The organism is Pseudomonas sp. 8 R 14 (assembly GCF_900005955.1).
Lineage (GTDB): Bacteria > Pseudomonadota > Gammaproteobacteria > Pseudomonadales > Pseudomonadaceae > Aquipseudomonas > Aquipseudomonas marginalis.
Genome location: NZ_CVTH01000062.1, coordinates 58,722 through 76,887 on the forward strand (window position 1 = coordinate 58,722; position 18,166 = coordinate 76,887).

The 18,166-nt window shown below is 62.2% G+C and carries 20 protein-coding genes; 10 read left to right on the top strand and 10 right to left on the bottom strand.

From position 1 onward, the window contains the following. Positions 1–2: 2 nt before the first annotated feature. Genes BFQ01_RS15800 through BFQ01_RS15825 form a run of 6 tightly spaced genes read right to left on the bottom strand, consistent with a single transcriptional unit; the run spans position 3 to position 2,940 of the window. Positions 3–344 carry a HopJ type III effector protein gene (locus BFQ01_RS15800; protein ID WP_065925976.1) on the bottom strand — a complete coding sequence of 114 codons (342 nt, stop codon included), beginning with the start codon at positions 342–344 and terminating at the stop codon, positions 3–5. Further along, positions 337–633 carry a DUF1244 domain-containing protein gene (locus BFQ01_RS15805; protein ID WP_027607644.1) on the bottom strand — a complete coding sequence of 99 codons (297 nt, stop codon included), beginning with the start codon at positions 631–633 and terminating at the stop codon, positions 337–339. Before BFQ01_RS15805 ends, BFQ01_RS15800 begins: the two co-directional genes overlap by 8 nt. 23 nt (positions 634–656) lie before the next feature. Further along, positions 657–1,028: a dihydroneopterin triphosphate 2'-epimerase gene (gene folX, locus BFQ01_RS15810; RefSeq protein WP_003194073.1), complete on the bottom strand. Its 372-nt coding sequence runs from the start codon at positions 1,026–1,028 to the stop codon at positions 657–659. A gap of 2 nt (positions 1,029–1,030) precedes the next feature. Continuing rightward, entirely contained in the window at positions 1,031–1,591 is a 561-nt protein-coding gene (gene folE, locus BFQ01_RS15815; protein ID WP_025858052.1) for a GTP cyclohydrolase I FolE, read from the bottom strand. Positions 1,592–1,611: 20 nt separating this feature from the next. Continuing rightward, positions 1,612–2,322, bottom strand: coding sequence for a dihydromonapterin reductase (folM, locus tag BFQ01_RS15820; protein ID WP_065925977.1), 711 nt, complete (start codon positions 2,320–2,322; stop codon positions 1,612–1,614). A gap of 57 nt (positions 2,323–2,379) precedes the next feature. Then, on the bottom strand, positions 2,380–2,940 hold the full coding sequence (locus BFQ01_RS15825; RefSeq protein ID WP_065925978.1) for an antibiotic biosynthesis monooxygenase: 561 nt from the start codon (positions 2,938–2,940) through the stop codon (positions 2,380–2,382). Between the two features lie 214 nt (positions 2,941–3,154). On the opposite strand from BFQ01_RS15825, the gene BFQ01_RS15830 reads away from it, so the two are divergent. Further along, the gene (locus tag BFQ01_RS15830; RefSeq protein WP_065925979.1) at positions 3,155–4,114 is read left to right on the top strand and encodes a MerR family transcriptional regulator; all 960 of its coding nucleotides are present in this window, start codon (positions 3,155–3,157) and stop codon (positions 4,112–4,114) included. A gap of 2 nt (positions 4,115–4,116) precedes the next feature. Here the strand turns inward: BFQ01_RS15830 and BFQ01_RS15835 are convergent, their stop codons facing one another. After that, entirely contained in the window at positions 4,117–4,722 is a 606-nt protein-coding gene (locus BFQ01_RS15835) for a hypothetical protein (RefSeq protein WP_065925980.1), read from the bottom strand. A 59-nt stretch (positions 4,723–4,781) separates the two neighbouring features. Continuing rightward, a complete protein-coding gene (locus BFQ01_RS15840) occupies positions 4,782–5,249 on the bottom strand; it encodes a PAS domain-containing protein (protein ID WP_065925981.1) in 468 nt (155 codons plus the stop codon). A 129-nt stretch (positions 5,250–5,378) separates the two neighbouring features. On the opposite strand from BFQ01_RS15840, the gene BFQ01_RS15845 reads away from it, so the two are divergent. Next, positions 5,379–5,834, top strand: coding sequence for a flavodoxin (locus BFQ01_RS15845; RefSeq protein ID WP_065925982.1), 456 nt, complete (start codon positions 5,379–5,381; stop codon positions 5,832–5,834). Here BFQ01_RS15845 and BFQ01_RS15850 read toward each other — a convergent pair. Further along, positions 5,815–6,711 (bottom strand): LysR family transcriptional regulator, encoded by an 897-nt coding sequence (locus BFQ01_RS15850; RefSeq protein ID WP_065925983.1) that lies wholly within the window; start codon positions 6,709–6,711, stop codon positions 5,815–5,817. The two genes, BFQ01_RS15845 and BFQ01_RS15850, sit on opposite strands and share 20 nt — an antisense overlap. Before the next feature lie 98 nt (positions 6,712–6,809). On the opposite strand from BFQ01_RS15850, the gene BFQ01_RS15855 reads away from it, so the two are divergent. From BFQ01_RS15855 to BFQ01_RS15890, 8 genes are all read left to right on the top strand, one after another. Continuing rightward, the gene (locus BFQ01_RS15855) at positions 6,810–7,196 is read left to right on the top strand and encodes a CidA/LrgA family protein (RefSeq protein ID WP_065926023.1); all 387 of its coding nucleotides are present in this window, start codon (positions 6,810–6,812) and stop codon (positions 7,194–7,196) included. Continuing rightward, positions 7,186–7,872, top strand: a complete 687-nt coding sequence (locus BFQ01_RS15860) for an LrgB family protein (RefSeq protein WP_065925984.1) — start codon at positions 7,186–7,188, stop codon at positions 7,870–7,872. Before BFQ01_RS15855 ends, BFQ01_RS15860 begins: the two co-directional genes overlap by 11 nt. Before the next feature lie 153 nt (positions 7,873–8,025). After that, positions 8,026–8,808, top strand: coding sequence for a class II aldolase/adducin family protein (locus BFQ01_RS15865; protein ID WP_065925985.1), 783 nt, complete (start codon positions 8,026–8,028; stop codon positions 8,806–8,808). Next, the gene (locus BFQ01_RS15870) at positions 8,808–9,710 is read left to right on the top strand and encodes an alpha/beta fold hydrolase (RefSeq protein ID WP_065925986.1); all 903 of its coding nucleotides are present in this window, start codon (positions 8,808–8,810) and stop codon (positions 9,708–9,710) included. The genes BFQ01_RS15865 and BFQ01_RS15870 overlap by 1 nt, the downstream gene beginning before the upstream one ends. Before the next feature lie 237 nt (positions 9,711–9,947). Then, complete coding sequence (locus tag BFQ01_RS15875; protein WP_065925987.1) at positions 9,948–10,859, top strand: SDR family oxidoreductase; 912 nt, start codon at positions 9,948–9,950, stop codon at positions 10,857–10,859. Between the two features lie 482 nt (positions 10,860–11,341). After that, positions 11,342–13,123 carry a DUF1302 domain-containing protein gene (locus BFQ01_RS15880; RefSeq protein WP_074847597.1) on the top strand — a complete coding sequence of 594 codons (1,782 nt, stop codon included), beginning with the start codon at positions 11,342–11,344 and terminating at the stop codon, positions 13,121–13,123. A 26-nt stretch (positions 13,124–13,149) separates the two neighbouring features. Next, complete coding sequence (locus tag BFQ01_RS15885; RefSeq protein WP_027607629.1) at positions 13,150–14,508, top strand: DUF1329 domain-containing protein; 1,359 nt, start codon at positions 13,150–13,152, stop codon at positions 14,506–14,508. A 168-nt stretch (positions 14,509–14,676) separates the two neighbouring features. Beyond that, positions 14,677–17,178, top strand: a complete 2,502-nt coding sequence (locus tag BFQ01_RS15890; protein WP_065925989.1) for a LuxR C-terminal-related transcriptional regulator — start codon at positions 14,677–14,679, stop codon at positions 17,176–17,178. Here BFQ01_RS15890 and BFQ01_RS15895 read toward each other — a convergent pair. Next, positions 17,175–18,047 carry a helix-turn-helix domain-containing protein gene (locus tag BFQ01_RS15895; RefSeq protein ID WP_065925990.1) on the bottom strand — a complete coding sequence of 291 codons (873 nt, stop codon included), beginning with the start codon at positions 18,045–18,047 and terminating at the stop codon, positions 17,175–17,177. The genes BFQ01_RS15890 and BFQ01_RS15895 overlap by 4 nt on opposite strands. Between the last annotated feature and the right edge of the window lie 119 nt (positions 18,048–18,166).

Here is an 18,166-nt window from a genome sequence, read left to right on the forward strand (position 1 = left end):
ACTCAGGATTTGCGGGTCAGTGGCTGGGCGGCGAATTTCACACCTGCCAACCCATGGGCAATCAACGCGCGGATATTGCCATGGTCACTGCCCTCAGGCGTGGCCACCACCGAGCGGTAATGCTCGCCAAACGCCAGCAGCGCTTCCTGGTCGCTCAAGCCTTCCAGCAGCGCCAGGCCCAAGGTCTTGCACGAACCTTCGTTCTGCCCGGCAGCGTTTTCCACATCGCCGTTGGTGAAGGCCTGCGGCTGGTAATCGTAACCGGCAGCGACAAACGCCAGGGTGTCGGCAAAAACGTGTGCGCCGCTGTCGAGGCTGGCGCGCAGGGTGTTCAAATCAGTCATGGGTCTTTCCTTTGGCGAACGCCGCCTGTTGTTCGGCGCTGGCTTCTTGCTGGTATTGGGCTTTCCACTCGGCGTACGGCATGCCGTACACCACTTCACGGGCGTCATCGAGGCTCAGCTCGATCTGGCGCTCGTCGGCCTCGGCCTTGTACCACTTGGACAGGCAGTTACGGCAGAAACCGGCGAGGTTCATCAGGTCGATGTTCTGCACATCCTTGCGGCTGTCCAGATGCGCCACCAGCCGGCGGAAGGCGGCGGCTTCGAGTTCGAGGCGTTGTTGATCGTTCATAGGGCTCACTGACAATTCAGGGGTTAGCGGCTGGCCGCCAGGGTAATCGACACCGACTCGGCAAAGCGCAGCGCATGGGGCTTGTCCACTTCGACTTCGGCGTACAGCACCGATTCGTTGCTCATCACCAGGTCCAGCAGTTCCTGGGTCAGGCGCTCCAGCAAGGCAAAGCGGTTGCCTTCCACGTGGGCGATGATGGCCTTGGTGATGGTGCGGTAGTTCAGCGCGTGGTCGATGTCGTTGTCGCGCACGGCTTCCTGGGCGGCATACAGGATGGTCAGGTTGATCAGCACATCCTGCTTGTTGAGGATTTCGTCCTCATTGATACCGATGAAGGTGCGCAGGCACAGGTCCTTGACCCGGATGCGCGCCATGCCTGGTTGAAGTTGTGGCATTGCTACTTGCTCCGTCCAATCAGTTGCAGGAACTCCATGCGCGTGGTGTTCGACTCGCGGAACGCGCCGAGCATCACCGAGGTGTTCATGGTTGAATTCTGTTTTTCCACGCCGCGCATCATCATGCACATGTGCTTGGCTTCGATCACCACGGCCACACCGGCGGCCTGGGTCACGTCCTGGATGGCGTCGGCGATTTGCCGGGTGAGGTTTTCCTGGATCTGCAGGCGCCGGGCGAACATGTCGACGATACGCGCCAGCTTCGACAGGCCCAGCACCTTGCCGGTCGGAATATAGGCCACGTGGGCCTTGCCGATAAAGGGCAGCAGGTGATGCTCGCACAGCGAATACAGCTCGATGTCCTTGAGGATCACCATCTCGTCGTTGTCGGAGGCGAACAGTGCGCCATTGACGATTTCCTCGAGGTTCTGTTCATAGCCATGACACAGGTACTGCATGGCCTTGGCGGCACGCTTGGGGGTGTCGAGCAAGCCTTCGCGTTCCGGGTCTTCGCCCAGGCCCTTGAGGATCTCGCGGTAATGGTGGGGCAGAGATAAGGTCATACAACATCCTCACAAACGGCTTACTTGATATGCCGCCCGCCGTTGACGGTCAGGGTGGTACCGGTGACATAGGGGTTGTCCAGCAGGTAACGCACACTCTGGTAGATCACCTCGGGACCAGGCTCGATGCCCAGGGCCGACTTGGCCAGCACCTTGGTGCGATAGGCCGCGTCGTCGCCTTCGTTGAACATCACCATCGCCGGGGCGATGCCGTTGACCTTGATCAGCGGCGCAAACTGCGTGGCGAACGACAGCGTGAGGCTCTCGAGCCCGGCCTTGGTGGCGCAGTAGGCGATGTGCTGGCGGCTGCCCTTGCGCACCACGTCATCGCTGATATGCACGATGTCGGCAGGTGTCGAGCGTTGCAGCAAGGGTGAACAATGCAGGTTGATCAGGTACGGCGCAAGCATGTGCACGCTGAACATGTCGGTAAAGGCACGGCTTTCGTCGCCCGGCGCCTCTGCGACCCAGGCCGAAGCGTTGTGGATGATCGCACGCAGGCTTTGGGTTTGGCTGTTCAGTTCAGCGATAAACGCGAGAATTCCGGCTTCGGTGGAGAAGTCGGCAAACACGCCGACTGCGCCACGCTCACGCAGGGCCTGCACGCCGGGGCGTTCGCTGCGGTAGCTGAAAATCACCGGCTGGCCTTCGTCCAGCAGGCGCTCGGCGCAATGCAGGCCGACACGCTGGCCGGCGCCGGTGATCAGGATCGGGGCGTTCGTTGCAGTCATGGGAGGCTCGCGTCGCTGGCAGGCGCAAATCATACCAGCGACGGGCCGCCCCTGTACTCACGCCGCCGCTTCGGAGGCCTTGCGCGGGGCTGGCGCTGGGTGCAGCCAGTTCGCCAGCAGGTGGGTCGACAGCGGAATGAACCAGTACACCATCAAGGGCGTGAGTGCCATTGTGCTGACCAGCACACGTGGCCCCAGTTCGAATTCACTGAGCAGCGGCCCCAGGACGAAGTTGAACAGCAGCGACACCGGGAAAAACGCCAGCCAGATCGCCACCGCCTGCTTCCAGCGTGGCGGACGCGCACCCGCTGCGCCAAACCAGCCATCGATGCCCCGTACACGGTGCTCGGACGGGTCGGCGAACAAATCGCTGCCACGGCTCAACCACGCACTGCGTGAGGCGGAAAACTCCCAGGCGTGCAGGGTCTTCTCATCGGCGAAGCGGAAAATGATCTGGAATTCATCGTCATTGGGCGGTGGGGCCAGCACGCCGGAGCCCAGGTAACCGGGGAAGTCGGTGGCCAATTGCTCGCCTTCGCGCAGCCAGGCCATCAGTTCTTTATAGCGCCCTTTGGCCACGCGGCGCGCAACCATCAAGGTGACGGGAGAGGTAGACATTGTGTATCTCCAAATGTACGGGTGCACTGGACCGTGTAGGTGGCGCACAGACGAAGCTGCGGGGTGTTGCAGCGACGTGTAAAAAGCAGGCAAGGATTATTCCTGTTTTACCCGAATACACCAGCGACATTGGTCCGAAAAGCGGGAAACTTGAAAAAGACAGGTGTAAAGGGGTTAAATGAGCGCCCAGTTAACGTTGGTTTTTTGGTCAAAAATGCCCGTGATTACTGCTCCGCTTGAAAGTGTTTCGCATCTGGATTCCACTGATTCCGATGAGCTGTTTCCGATCCGTGAAGTCTCGAGATTGACAGGCGTCAACCCGGTCACCCTGCGTGCCTGGGAGCGCCGTTATGGGCTGATACAGCCCACGCGCACCGAAAGTGGGCATCGCCTCTATTCCAAGGCCGATATACAGACAGTCCATCGTATTCTCGATTGGATCGAGCGCGGCGTCGCCGTGAGCAAAGTGGGCAAGATCCTCGCTCGCGACGATCAGCAGGCCGAAGCCATTCGTGCGCAGCGCGATGCGGTCGAGGAAAGTGAATGGCCGCAGTGGCAGACGCGGTTGATGCAGGCCGTCAGCGACTTCGACGACCGTCAACTGGAGCGTGTGTATGGGCAGGTCCTGGCGACCTACCCACTCGACGTGGTGTTCCACGACATTCTGATGCCCCTGTGGAATGAGCTGTTGCGTCATCAGGGGCGTTTTGGCCAGGCCAGCGAGTGGTTGTTCTTCGACAACTTCCTGCGAGTACGTGCCTTGGAGCGCCTGCAACTGGCGTGTGCTTCACCCGTGCCGCGGGTATTGCTGGCGGCCATGGCGGGTGAGTGCCGCAAGTTGGAGTTGCTGGTGGCGGCGCTCTTGATGAGCCGGGATGACCTGGCCGTGAAAGTGCTGGGCATGGGACAGCCGTTTGACGAGTTGACGCTGGTCTGCGAGAAGACTCACCCACAGGCGCTGATCCTCTTCTCCAATTACTCGCATAACCATGATCTTGCGGGGCGCTTGAACCGCTTGGCGTTGACCCTGGATTGCCCGCTGCTGCTTGCAGGTGCGGCGTCGGATCTTGCCGAGGACGGCCTGGCCGGCACGTCCATCGGCTGCCTGGGCAATGAAGGTCGCTTGATGCGGCGGCGCTTGCAACAGTTTCTCAGCGGCGGGCTGGATACCTGATTTCAGGCATGCATGTGCGGGTGGACCAGGCGGTGCTGGTGCAGGATGAACTGACGCAGACGCTCGGTTTCATCCACGTCGCTTTGGCTCAAGCGGTAGGCAAACAAACCCCGCGCCGTTTCCCGCTCGAATGCGCCGCGCAGCGCGATGCGTTCGTAGCCCGACGGGCTGAACCACAGGGAAAAGGTTTTTGGCGGCTTGATCCGGCCGCGAATCTCCACCAGCACACCCTTGAATGACACTTCATGCACCCGCAGGGCGCCAGCAGCGCCACGGATATTCTCCAGCGCCACCGGCGTTTCAAGCGCCAGGCGCCACGGGCGTATCATTGGCCCGTCTTCGAAAATACTCGGCACGCCCAAACGCAGATGCACCGCATTGAACTCATCCTCTACCAGATGCAGGGGGAAGGTCAGTTGCTGGTTGTCGAACTGCGCCTGGATGGTGAGGTGGTCGTGGGCGGCCAGGCGGGTGAGCAAGTCGCGAATCTGTGCACCGCCGTTGACGGTCAGGCTCGACGAAGCATCCCGCAGGTTGAGTTGCGGGTTGTGCTGCATGCTCTGAATGAAATCCAGCTCATCCTGGGTCAGAAGCGCATTGCGTTGCATCGTGCTTGCTCAATGGAGGGGTGTTAAAGTGCCATTATCCGCTGTTATGGCCGCAGTTTCTAAATTTTGTTTAATCCGCTTGTCGCTTTGAGCGCTGCCAGCTCGGCCTTGACCTCGGCCAGTTCACTTTCCAGCTGCGCGACACGCTGCTGGGCCTTGACCTGGAGCGTGACGTCCTTTTGTACACCGACGAAATACGTCTGCTTGTCCGCGGCGTTGTAAACCGTTGAAAGGGACAGTTCGTTCCAGAAGTGGCTGCCGTCCTTGCGGTAATTACGCAGGGTTTCCCGGCAGGCACCGCCGTTCTCCAACGCGTCACGGATGGCCATCAGGGCCGGCTGGTCGCGGTCGCCGGATTGCAGGAAGCGGCAATCCTGGTAGAGGATTTCGTCGAGGGTGTAGCCGGTCAGCCGTTCGAATGCAGGGTTCACGTAGATCAGCGGCTTGTCCTTGCCTTCTCTTTCAGCGACGACGATGCCGTCGTTGGAAGCGTTGATCACCATTTGCATCAGCTTGGCGTTAATCATTGAGCGGTCCATGGCTTGTGATTGGAGTGGGCAGTTTAAGACATGCCTTGAATCTTGCACGGCGGGCGCCGAAATATTTGCGCCAGCTGCTAATATCCCAGGCTTTCGCTCAACTACAGGATCAGATTGATGAAAGTCGCCATCCTTTCCGGCTCGGTGTACGGCACGGCTGAAGAAGTCGCGCGCCACGCCGCCGACCTCCTCAACAAGGCCGGCTTTGAGGCCTGGCACAATCCCCGTGCGACCTTGGCGGATGTAATAGCCTTCAGTCCGCAAGCCTTTCTGGCGGTGACCTCCACCACCGGCATGGGCGAATTGCCCGACAACCTGCAACCCCTGTATTCAACCATTCGCGACCAACTGCCCGCCGCTTGGCGCGGCCTGCCCGGCGCAGTGATCGGCCTGGGCGATGCCAGCTACGGCGACACCTTCTGTGGCGGTGGCGAGCAAATGCGCGAGCTGTTCGGCGAGTTGGGTGTGCGTGAAGTGCTGCCGATGCTGCGCCTGGACGCCAGCGAAAGCGTCACCCCGGAAGCCGACGCCGAGCCATGGCTGGCCGAGCTGGTCACTGCACTGCGCGCTTGACCGGAAACTCGCGTAACAACGCCAGCCAGGCCTGGGCGGCTTTCGACAGGTAGGCGCCCTCACGCCAGATAAAGGCAATGTCCCAGCGCAGGTAGTCGGGCGCCTTCAACGTCAGGCGCACCACCCCAGGTCGCACCAGCCCACGGGCGACCACGCTGGGCAGCAGCACCACGCCTTGGCCGGCGGCCACCAAGGCTGCGAGGAAGTCCGCCTGGCCGCTGCGGCCGATTTCCTTCGGGGTAAAACCCAACTGCTGACACGCCTGCATCAGGCGGTCGTTAAGCACAAAGCTGCGCTGGTACATCAGGAACGGCGTGTCCGCCAATTCCTCAAGGCGCACCTGGGCGTTGTCCGCCAGGGGATGGTCAATCGGCAGCAGTGCGTCCAGGGGTTCATCGCAAAAGGCTTGCCAGGCAAACGCCGGGTCATTGGGTTTCAAGCTGCCGCCCACTTCCAGCTCACCGCTCAGGATGGCCTGTTCGATATTGCGGCTGCCACCCTCCAGCAACTGGATGATGACGTTCGGGTAGCGCCGGCGGTACTCGGCAAACAACCCGGCGAACAGCGTGTCACCCGCCAGCAGCGGCAGGCCCAGGCGCAACTCGCCGCGGGTGAGCTGCTGCATATCGTCCAGCTCGCTCAGCAGTTCGGCTTGCAGGCGCAACATGGCTTCGGCGCGTTGCAGCACGACCTGGCCGGCGGCGGTCAGGCGGATCTGCGAGCCGATACGATCGAGCAGCGGCGTGCCAAGGCTTTGCTCCAATTGCGCGACTTGCTTGCTGACGGCGGACTGGCTGATATGCAGGGTTTTCCCTGCCTGGGTAAAGCCCCCTCGGTGGATCACTTCGACAAAGCTGCGCAGCTGTTTGAATTCCATCGGCCTGATTCCAGTTTGGAATGGTTGGCAGTCTAACAATTCGCTGTGGGGATGGAAGGCCGCGCTCTAAAATGGGCGCCTGCGAGGACCCAAAGCCCATGAAACGTTTTTCCTTCAAACACCTTGGCCGTTTGCTGACTGAATTGGTTGTGCTGCTCGCGATTTATCTGCTGGGCACCCAGTTGGCGACCTGGCTGGCCTGGCCCATTCCCGGTGGCGTGGTGGGCTTGGGCCTGTTGCTGGCAACGTTCGCCAGCGGCCTGGTCAAGCCGGCGGCACTGCAATTGGGCGCCGGGGTGTTGATGGCCGAGATGCTGCTGTTCTTCATCCCGGCCCTGATGAGCCTGCTCGATTACGGCGGCCTGCTGCGCAACGATGGCTGGCGCATCCTGTTGGTGATCGGCTTGAGCACGCTGGCGGTGATGCTGGTCACGGCATTTACGGTGGAAGCCGTGTGCCGCTGGAGGTTGCGCCATGAAGCTTGAACTGATGCCGGTGTTCTGGCTCGCCTTGACCCTGAGCGCCTACGTATTCAGCCGCTGGCTCTACCGGCGTACCGGGCGCTACCTGCTGTCGCCGCTGATCCTGGTGCCGGCATTGTTGTTGGCGGTGGCCGTGCCGATGCACACCGCCTATGCCGAATACGCCACCGACACCCACTGGCTGATGCTGGTGCTGGGCCCGGTGACCGTGGCGTTTGCCGTGCCGATCTGGCAGCAGCGCCGCTTGCTGGCGCGGCACTGGCCGGCGTTGCTGCTGGGTATGGTGGCGGGCAGTGTGGCGTCGATCGCGACTTCGTTCGGCCTGGCGAAGGCACTGGCGCTGGACGGTGCGGTGACGCTGTCGCTGGTGCCGCGCTCGATCACCACACCGTTCGCCATGCCGGTGTCTTCCGACCTGGGCGGCGTGCCGGAGCTGACGGCGGTGTTCGTGATGTTCACCGGTGTGTTCGGCGCCATGCTCGGTGGTGTATTACTCAAATGGCTGCCGCTGCGGACACCCCTGGCACGTGGCGCGTTGTTTGGCGTGGGCGCCCACGGTGCGGGTGTCAGCCGCGCCCATGAAGTGGGCGGCGAAGAGGGCTCGGTCGCCGGCCTGGTGATGGTGTTGACGGGGTTGCTCAACCTGTTTGCCGTGCCTTTTCTGGCGGCACTTCTCTGACGCGTTTTAAACAAACCTCAACTATTCTCTGAACTGACCCGCTCGGTCATCAAGCTGGCTGCCAAGGCAACTCCGGCGGCCATGAGGTCTGACTAGACTGGCCCATCACACAAAAAAACAACAATAAGACAGTGCGCCAAGGAGGTCATCGCCGTGAGCCTAGCCCCCGTTCTATCGCCGCAGAATGTCAAAGACCAGGTCAGCGCTGCCGAATGGCAGACCCGCGTCGACCTGGCGGCCTGCTATCGCCTGGTGGCGCTGCATGGCTGGGATGACCTGATCTTCACCCATATCTCGGCCAAGGTACCGGGCACCGATGATTTCCTGATCAACCCGTATGGGCTGATGTTCCACGAGATCACCGCGTCCAGCCTGGTCAAGGTCGATCAGGCCGGCAACAAACTGATGGACAGCCCCTACGACATCAATCCGGCGGGCTACACCATTCACAGTGCCATCCATGAAGTTCGCCATGATGTGACGTGCGTGCTGCACACCCACACGGCCGCGGGGGTGGCCGTCGCTGCGCAGAAGCAGGGCGTGTTGCCCATCAGCCAGCAATCGCTATTCGTGCTGTCGAGCCTGGCCTATCACGCCTACGAAGGCGTGGCCTTGAACCATGAAGAAAAAGCCCGCTTGCAGGCCGACCTCGGGGATAGCAATTTCCTGATGCTGCACAACCATGGCCTGCTGACCTGCGGCAGTACCATTGCCGACACCTTTCTGATGATGTTCACCTTCCAGCGTGCCTGCGATATTCAGGTGCTGGCGCAGAGCGGCGGCGCCGAATTGATCGCCATCGGGCCGCAGATTCTTGCCGGTGCCAAGGCGATGGTGGCGGCTGTCACAAAGAGCGCCCAAGGCATGGGCGGCGCGCTGGCCTGGCCGGCCTTGCTGCGCAAATTGGACCTGCAAGACCCGGGGTATAACCGCTGATGCCACTCGCCGAAATCCCGCTCAGAGTCTGGCGCAAGCGTGGCCAGGATTTCGTCTTTCGCGGCCGTACCCTTCGCTATTGGGTGGCCGGGCAGGGCGAACCGCTGCTGCTGATCCATGGCTTCCCCACGGCCAGCTGGGACTGGCATTACCTGTGGCAGCCCCTGGCCCAGCGGCACTTGGTGATCGCCTGCGACATGCTCGGCTTCGGTGACTCGGCCAAGCCGCTGGACCACGATTACTGCCTGCTGGAACAGGCGGACTTGCAACAGGCCCTGCTCGAACACTTGCGAGTGGAACAGCCGGTGCATGTGTTGGCCCACGACTACGGTGATAGCGTCGCCCAGGAACTCCTGGCCCGGCACTACGAAGGCCGGTTTGAGATGGCCAGCTGTGTGTTCCTCAATGGCGGGTTGTTCCCCGAAACCCATCGCCTGGCGCTGGTGCAAAAACTCTTGCTCAGCCCCCTGGGCTGGATGATCGGCCGCGCCTTCGGGCGCAATGCCCTGGCGGACAACTTCAGCCAGATATTCGGCCCCGACACCCGCCCCAGTGAAAGTGCCCTGGATGATTTCTGGAGCCTGATCAACGTCAACGACGGCACGCGGATCCTGCACAAACTGATCGCCTACGTCCCCCAGCGCCGTCGCCTGCGTGATCGCTGGGTCGCCGCCATGCAGCGCGGCGAAGTGCCGTTGCGGGTGATCGACGGCGAAGTGGACCCGATCTCCGGCGCGCATATGGTCGGGCGTTACCAGCAACTGGTGCCCGACGCCGACACGGTGTTGCTGGCCAATATCGGCCACTACCCGCAGATCGAGGCGCCGGTGCAGGTGCTCAGGCACTACCAGGCCTTTCGTGATCGGCTCCGGCAGCCGGCCTCGCAAGTGGCCTATTCCTGATCCCGAATCCTTTTCTGTAGGAGCGAGCTTGCTCGCGAAAATCGTCAACGATAACGCGGGAGTCCTGACACCACGCGGCGCTCTGGGATTTTTCGCGAGCAAGCTCGCTCCTACTGAGAGACGAGTCATCATCCCCCAGCCTTATCGAGCACCATTCAGCCTCCGCCGTATTTATTGTGACCGCAGGCGCGTTGCCGGACACTCGAACCATTCCCATTGTCGCCAGCGGAGTTCGGTATGAGTGAGTCAGTGCAGTTCCAGGATAAGGTCGTGATCGTCACCGGTGCCGGCGGCGGATTGGGCCGGGCCCATGCGCTGCTGTTCGCCAGGCACGGGGCCAAGGTCCTGGTCAACGACCTCGGCGGCTCTACCCAGGGCGAGGGCGCCAATGCGTCCGCCGCCGACCGAGTGGTGGCCGAGATTCGTGCTGCGGGCGGTGTCGCCGAGGCCAACCATGACTCTGTCACCGACGGTGACAAGATCGTCCAGAACGCCCTCGACGTTTTCGGTCGCATCGACGTAGTGGTCAACAACGCCGGCATCCTGCGTGACAAAACCTTCCACAAAATGGACGACGCCGACTGGGACCTGGTTTACCGCGTGCATGTCGAAGGTGCCTACAAAGTCACCCGCGCCGCCTGGCCTTACCTGCGTGAGCAAGGCTACGGCCGGGTGATCTTCACTGCGTCTACCTCGGGCATCTACGGCAATTTCGGCCAGTCCAACTACGGCATGGCCAAGCTCGGGCTGTACGGCCTGACCCGCACCCTGGCCCTGGAAGGGCGCAAGAACAACATCCTGGTCAATGCGATTGCCCCTACCGGCGGTACGCGCATGACCGAAGGCCTGATCCCGCCGCAAGTGTTCGAGCGCCTCAAGCCGGAACTGGTCAGCCCGCTGGTGGTGTACCTGGGCAGCGAAGCGTGCCAGGAAACGTCCGGGCTGTTCGAGGTCGGTGGCGGCTGGATCGGCAAGACCCGCTGGGAGCGCAGCCTGGGCGTGGGCTTCGACCCTGAAGCCGGGTTCTCCCCCGATGATGTGGCGGCGCATTGGGCGCAGATCTGCGACTTTGAAGGCGCAGCCCACCCCAACGACAACATCGAAGCGTTGAAGGAGATGATGGCGAACTTGCAGAAGTACAGCCTGTGATCGTTGCTTGAAAAAGCTTGAATCCCACGGGGCGCTGATGGCGCCCCGTTTTATTTCAGGCAAAAAAAAGCCGCTGCAAACGCAGCGGCTGAAGTCAGACGTTGGATCAAGGAGCGACAAATCAACGTCAGTGAACACGGGTAACAGATTGAAAACAGGCATCAATCCATTCGAGTCTGGCTGTTCTTCCCGATGGGGAAACGGGCTGTTTGCCCTGAAAGCGAGGCAAGAATAGTCGGTTGTTACAAAATGAGTAATCCCGATTCATGACAAGGACTGTTACTGAAAGCGCAACAGTTTGAGGGCGAGCCATCCATTCCCCTGATAACCCGCCATCCACCCAATCCATGGGCCCGCCCACACCCCGGCCAGAGCGGCTTGTCATCCTTTCGAGCGATAGAGCGAATCCCTCCTTGGTGCGCTTATCGCTCCTGATGCGCGGCAGTAGGGTGAGGCCTTCTGTCACTCACCGGGGAAGACGCATGACAAAAACAACAATGCGCGCCATCTTCACGCCACAGGCGCTGGCCGCTGCGGTTGCGTTGGGTTGCTGTGCCCAGGCACAGGCTGTTTCCTTCAACATTGGCGAGATCGAAGGGCAATTCGACTCCTCGCTGTCGGTCGGCTCGAGCTGGGGCATGCGCGATGCCGATAAAAAGCTCGTGGGCACCGTCAATGGCGGCACGGGCCAGGCTTCCACGGGGGATGACGGGCGTCTCAACTTCAAGAAGGGCGAGACCTTCTCCAAGATCTTCAAAGGCCTGCATGACCTGGAGCTGAAATACGGCGATACCGGTGTGTTCGTGCGCGGCAAATACTGGTACGACTTCGAACTCAAGGACGAAGACCGCGAGTTCAAGCAGATCAGCGACCACAACCGCAAGGAAGGCGCCAAGTCCAGCGGTGCGCAGATCCTCGATGCGTTCGTCTACCACAACTACTCCCTGGGCGACCTGCCGGGCACCGTGCGCGCCGGCAAGCAGGTGGTCAGTTGGGGCGAAAGTACTTTCATCGGCAACTCCATCAACAGCATCAACCCGATTGACGTGTCGGCGTTCCGTCGGCCCGGTGCCGAGATCAAGGAAGGGCTGATCCCGGTCAACATGCTGTTCGCGTCCCAGAGCCTGACCAACCAACTGACCGTGGAAGGCTTCTACCAGCTGGAGTGGGACCAGACGGTGCTGGATAACTGCGGCACCTTCTTTGGCAATGACGTGGCGGCGGATGGCTGCACCGGCAACTACACGGTGGGTAGTCCGGCGATTGCCCCGCTCCAACCGATCGCAGCGGCTCGCGGCCAAGGCTTTGTGGTGACCCGCGAAGGTGTGGTGGTGCAGCGTGCCGGTGATCGCGATGCACGGGACTCCGGCCAATTCGGTGCAGCCTTGCGCTGGCTGGGCGATGACACGGAGTACGGCCTGTATTTCATGAACTACCACAGCCGTACGCCGACTGTGGGCACGATTACCGCCAACACCAATCTGGCGACCATCGGTGGTATCGCGGCGGCTGCTCCGGCGGGCTTCGGTTCGGCCCTGGCCCAGAGCACCATGCTCGGCCGTGGCCAGTACTATCTCGACTACCCGGAAGACATTCGCCTGTTCGGCGCGAGCTTCTCCACCACCTTGCCCACCGGCACCGCGTGGACCGGGGAAATCAGCTACCGGCCCAATGCCCCGGTGCAGTTGAACACCACCGACTTGACATTGGCTTTGATCAATCCGATCGCCGGCCAACTCGCTTCACCCATCCGCAGCAACTTCGGTGACGACAACAAGGGCTACCGCCGCAAGGAAATCACTCAGATCCAAAGCACCATGACCCAGTTCTTCGACCAGGTCCTCGGCGCCGAACGCCTGACCCTGGTAGGCGAGGCGGCCGTCGTGCACGTGGCGGGCCTGGAGGACAAATCCAAACTGCGTTACGGCCGTGATTCGGTCTATGGCGCCTACGGTTTCCAGGGTGACACCGACGGTTTTGTCACCTCCACCTCCTGGGGCTACCGCGCGCGGGCGATCCTCGACTACAACAACGCGCTCTTCGGGGTGAACCTCAAGCCCAACCTGTCCTGGTCCCATGACGTGGCCGGCTACGGGCCCAACGGGATCTTCAATAAAGGCGCCAAGGCCCTCAGCGTCGGCGTGGATGCGGACTATCGCAGCACCTACACCGCCAGCCTCAGCTACACCGACTTCTTTGGCGGCGACTACAACACCCTGACCGACCGCGACTTCCTCGCCCTCAGCTTCGGCGTGAACTTCTGATTTGGCTTAAAGAAGGACAAGAATCCATGCGTAAGACAATTGCAGTATTGGCCCTCAGCCTGTTGGCTTCCCACGTGATGGCGGCGGTGTCGCCGGAAGAGGCGGCCAAGCTGGGCACCACCCTGACACCGGTCGGCGCCGAAAAAGCCGGCAACGCCGATGGCTCGATCCCGGCGTGGACCGGCGGTATCCCGAAAAACGCCGGCGCGGTGGACAGCAAGGGCTTCCTCGCCGATCCGTTCGCCAATGAAAAACCGCTGTTCGTGATCACCGCCGCCACGGTGGACAAGTACAAGGACAAACTCTCCGACGGCCAGGTGGCGATGTTCAAGCGCTACCCCGAGACCTACAAGATCCCGGTGTACCCGAGCCACCGTACGGTCAACCTGCCACCGGACATCTACGAGTCGATCAAGCGCAGCGCGCTGAACGTCAAGACGATCAACGACGGCAACGGCCTGGAAAACTTCACCGGTAACCGTTACTACGCGTTCCCGATTCCCAAGAATGGCGTGGAAGTGCTGTGGAACCACATCACCCGCTACCACGGTGGCAACCTGCGCCGCATCATCACCCAGGCCACCCCGCAGACCAATGGCAGCTACACGCCGATCCGCTTCGAGGAGGAAGTGGCGGTGCCCCAGGCGATTCCCGATATCGACCAGGCCAAGGCGGCCAACGTGCTGAGCTATTTCAAGCAATCGGTGACCGCCCCGGCACGCCTGGCGGGTAACGTGCTGCTGGTGCACGAGACCCTCGACCAGGTGAAGGAGCCGCGCCTGGCCTGGATCTACAACGCCGGCCAGCGCCGCGTGCGCCGCGCGCCGCAAGTGTCCTATGACGGCCCGGGCACCGCGTCCGACGGCCTGCGCACCACCGACAATTTCGACATGTTCTCCGGCGCCCCTGACCGCTATGACTGGAAGCTGGTGGGCAAGAAAGAGATGTACATCCCCTACAACAGCTACAAGCTCGATTCGCCGTCGCTCAAATACGACGACATCATCAAGGCCGGTCACATCAACCAGGACCTGACCCGTTACGAACTGCACCGCGTGTGGGAAGTGGTCGGCACGGTCAAGCCGAGCGAGCGGCACATCTACGCCAAGCGCCACATGTACATCGACGAAGACAGCTGGCAAGTCGCGCTGGTGGATCACTACGACGGTCGTGGCCAACTGTGGCGCGTCGCCGAAGGCCATGCGCAGTTCTACTACGACCACCAGGTGCCGGCCTACACCGTCGAGACCCTGTACGACATCATTGCCGGGCGCTACATCGCACTGGGCATGAAGAACGAGGAGAAGAGCAGCTTCGTGTTCGGCTTTGCGGCCAAGGCAGCGGACTACACCCCGGCGGCGTTGAGGGCTGAAGGCGTACGCTGATCCCGGATCGAAGCGGAGTCAAAATGTGGGAGGAGGCTTGCCCCCCCTCCCACATTGGGTTTTGTGCATGGCCTTCAATCATTGTGCTGAATACTTCTTCAACAACCACCCGCCACAGGACTAGGGTAAGCATCAGGTTGCATAACAATAAAAAAGCAGGATGCAGCAATGACTGCCATGACACGCTGCCTGGACCGTCCTGGATTCATGCCCCGGCTGTCCGCTCACCATCTGCTGCGCCCACGCCTGGCCGAGCCGTTGCTGACGGACCAGGCCAGGGTCAAATTACTCTGCGCCCCCAGCGGCAGTGGCAAGAGCGCGCTGCTCGCCGAATGTGCGTTGCAGGCGCCTGCGGGTTGCCAGGTGTACTGGTTGCCCCTCAATGGCGCGGTGCTCAGCCCCCTCGACCTGTGCCTGCGGCTGGCGCAAAACCTGGGCCTGACGTTTACCGATGAAACCACCTTGCTGCTCGACCTCAGCCGCTGGCAGGCCTCGGCGTGGCTGTTCCTCGATGATTTTTGCCGCTTGCCCACGCCCGACACCGACGCCTTGCTTGACCGGCTGCTCACCGCCAGCAGCCCGGCCCTGACCTGGTGGCTGGGCGCACGGCGGCGACCGGCGTGCAACTGGCCGCGCCTGCTGCTCGACGATGAGTTGCTCGAATGTGGCGCCGAACTGGCCTTCAGTCCTGGGGAGATCCAGCAACTGCTCAGCCATGCCCCCGGGCATTCGGTCGACAGCGTGCAGCAGTTCAGCGCCGGTTGGTGCGCGGGCGTGCGCATCGCCCTGCTGGGGGATGGGCACCCCGACAGGACCTTGCTCGACTACCTGCAACACGAACTGTTCAGCACACTGCCGCCGGAGCTGGCGGAGGCCTGGCGCGTACTGGCTCATCTGCCGCGCTTCAACGCCGGCTTGTGCGAGCACTTGTTCGGCGCGGGGGACGGCGACCAGTACCTGAGGGATCTGCAGGTGCTCGGCGCCTTTATCCAGCCGTGGGAAGACACCGACTGGCTGCAGGTTTTTCCGCCCCTGGCGCAGCTGATGCAAAACGAGCCCTGGCCGGCCAAACGCTCCTGGCATCGCCGCGCCTGCCAATGGTTCTGCGCCGAACAGGACTGGCAGGCCGCCTTCGAACAGGCGCTGCTGGCCGAAGAATATGAAATGGCGGTGAGCCTGTTGCAGCATTTCAGTTTCGAGGACCTGTTCCGCCAGCAGAACGCCGTCTTGCTGTTGCACCTGCATGAGCAACATGGCGATGAGTTGATGCTCGGCTCGGCACAACTGGTGGGGCTGGTGACGGCGGCGTTGCTGTTTGCCGGGCGTTTCGAGCAGGCAGCGGTGTGCATCGATCAACTGGCCCGGTTTGCCCCGCAACCGACGGCGGCGCAACAGCGGTATTTGTTGGCGCGCTGGCAGGCGCAATGGGGCTGGCTGCTGCACCTGGGCGGCGATGCCGAGGGCTCGCGCCTGCATTTTCTGGAGGCGCTGCAAGCCTTGCCCGACAGCGCGTGGACCTCGCGGCTGATGTGCCTGTCTGGCCTGACCCAGCAAGCCTTGTTGCGCGGCGAATTGGACGTGGCCCAAAGCCTGAACCGCGAAGCGCTGTGCCTGGCGCGCGCCCATGGTTCGTTGCTGCTGGAGGCGCTGCTAGAGCTGGATCACGCTCAACTGCTGGAACAGCGCGGGGCACCGTACCGGGCCCAGAGCCTGCTGGAAAATGTACAGGCCATGTTACTTAAACAGCGGCTCAAGGCCGGCCCCTTGGTGGGGCGTATCGCCTTGCGACGCGGGCACCTGGCCTTGCGCCAGGGCCAGGACAGCCTGGCCGCCGAGTGTTTCGACACGGGCTTGAAGATTTGCCTGCACAGCCAGGACAAGCGCGTGCTCTACGGCTTTCTCGGCCTGGCGCTGTTGGCTGCCAACCGTGGCGATTACGCCCAGGCCTTTGTCCAGTTGCGTGAGGCCGAGCGGCTGATGCAGCAACGCCAGGTGCCGGACACGGTGTACCGCGCGGTGCTGCTGTTGGTCAGCGGGCACTTCTGGTTGCAGCAGGGGCGCGCCGAATTGACCGTGGAAGCGGTGCGTCGCGTGCTGCGTCACTTCCGTGGGCCCCAGGGCAAGCAGGCGCCGCCGGCCACCCTGGAACTGATCCCGCGTCTTGAATACCTGTTGGTGCTGGCGGAGGTGAAGCTGGGCTGCGCCGAGCAACCGCTGGAACGGCTCAACGCCTTGCTGCAAGCCACCCATCAGCGCGGCATGCTGTGCCTGGAAATCGAACTGCACCTGGTGCTGGGCGAAGTCGCCTGGCAACTGGGTGATCAGGCCTTGGCGCGCCGCTCGCTGCAAGCCGGCCTGGAGTTGGCCGGGCGTTGCCAGGTGCAGCAAGCGATTCGCGAACTGCGTCTGCGCGCGCCGGGACTGCTGAGTGAGCTGGGCCTGGAACCTCAGGCATCAACCCCCGGCACGGTGGAAAACCCCTTGAGCCAGCGCGAACTGGAAGTGCTGCAACTGATCGCCCTCGGCAGTTCCAACCTGGAGATCGCCGACCGGCTGTTTATCTCCCTGCACACCGTCAAGACCCACGCGCGGCGCATTCACAGCAAGCTCGGCGTAGAGCGGCGTACCCAGGCGGTGGCCAAGGCCAAGACCTTGGGCCTGATGGTTTAGATGAACGCCTGACGGTATTCGCCGGGCGTGGCGCCCATGGCCTGGCGGAAGCGATGGGTAAAGTGGCTGGCGCTGGAAAAACCGCACAGCAAGGCAATCTCGCCCAACGGCAGGGCGCCGCCACGCAGCAGGTTTTGCGCGCGTGTCAGCCGGCGCGCCAGCAGGTACTGATGGGGTGGCAGTCCGAAGCTTTGGCGAAACATCCGTGCGAAATGGTACTCCGACAACGCACACAACCCAGCCAGTTGCCCAAGGCTGATGGGCTCCTCCAAGTGCTGGTCGATGTAGTCCACCAGCAACCGTCGTTGGTAGGCGGCCAGCCCGCCTTTCAACCGCAGGCCTTCGCGGGCGCCCACCTGGCTGAGCAGGGTGTGGCTGAGCATTTCATGGGCGAGGCTGCTGGTAAGCAGGCGTTCGGCGGGCTCGTGCCAGTTGAGGGCGATCAGTTGGTGGAAGCGTTGGGCCTGGCGCTGGTCTTCCAGAAAGGTACTTTCCCGCAGCTCCAGCGTGCGCGGTTCGCGGTCAAGCAGGGTGACGCAGCCCAGGGCAAATTGCTCCGGGCTGAAATACACGTGGGCCAGGCGGATCTCACCGTTGATCACCCAGGCCGATTGGTGCTCGGCAGGCAGGATGCACAGCTTGTCGGGGCCGCCCTTGGTGCCCGGCCGGTCACGCCGAAACGTGCCGGTGCCGCCACCGACATAGCAGGACAAGGTGTGATGGCTGGGCGCCTGGTAGTCCTGGGAATCATGATGGTTGCTCCACAAGGCCGCGGACAAGCCGTCACCGAGCTCGGCGCAGGCTTCCAGGCGTGCGTTGGGCGAGCGGTTAAGGGCTTGGAAGACTTGCAGGGATTCCAGGTCTGGCATGGTGTGTGTTCTCCGACGCCTTGCATCCTACTCCGCGAGGCTGGCGCTGTGATCCCATCGCCCGACAAAAGCGCAAGATTGTGCAAGAGCCTTGCCCGGGTTGAAGGCGACACTGTGGC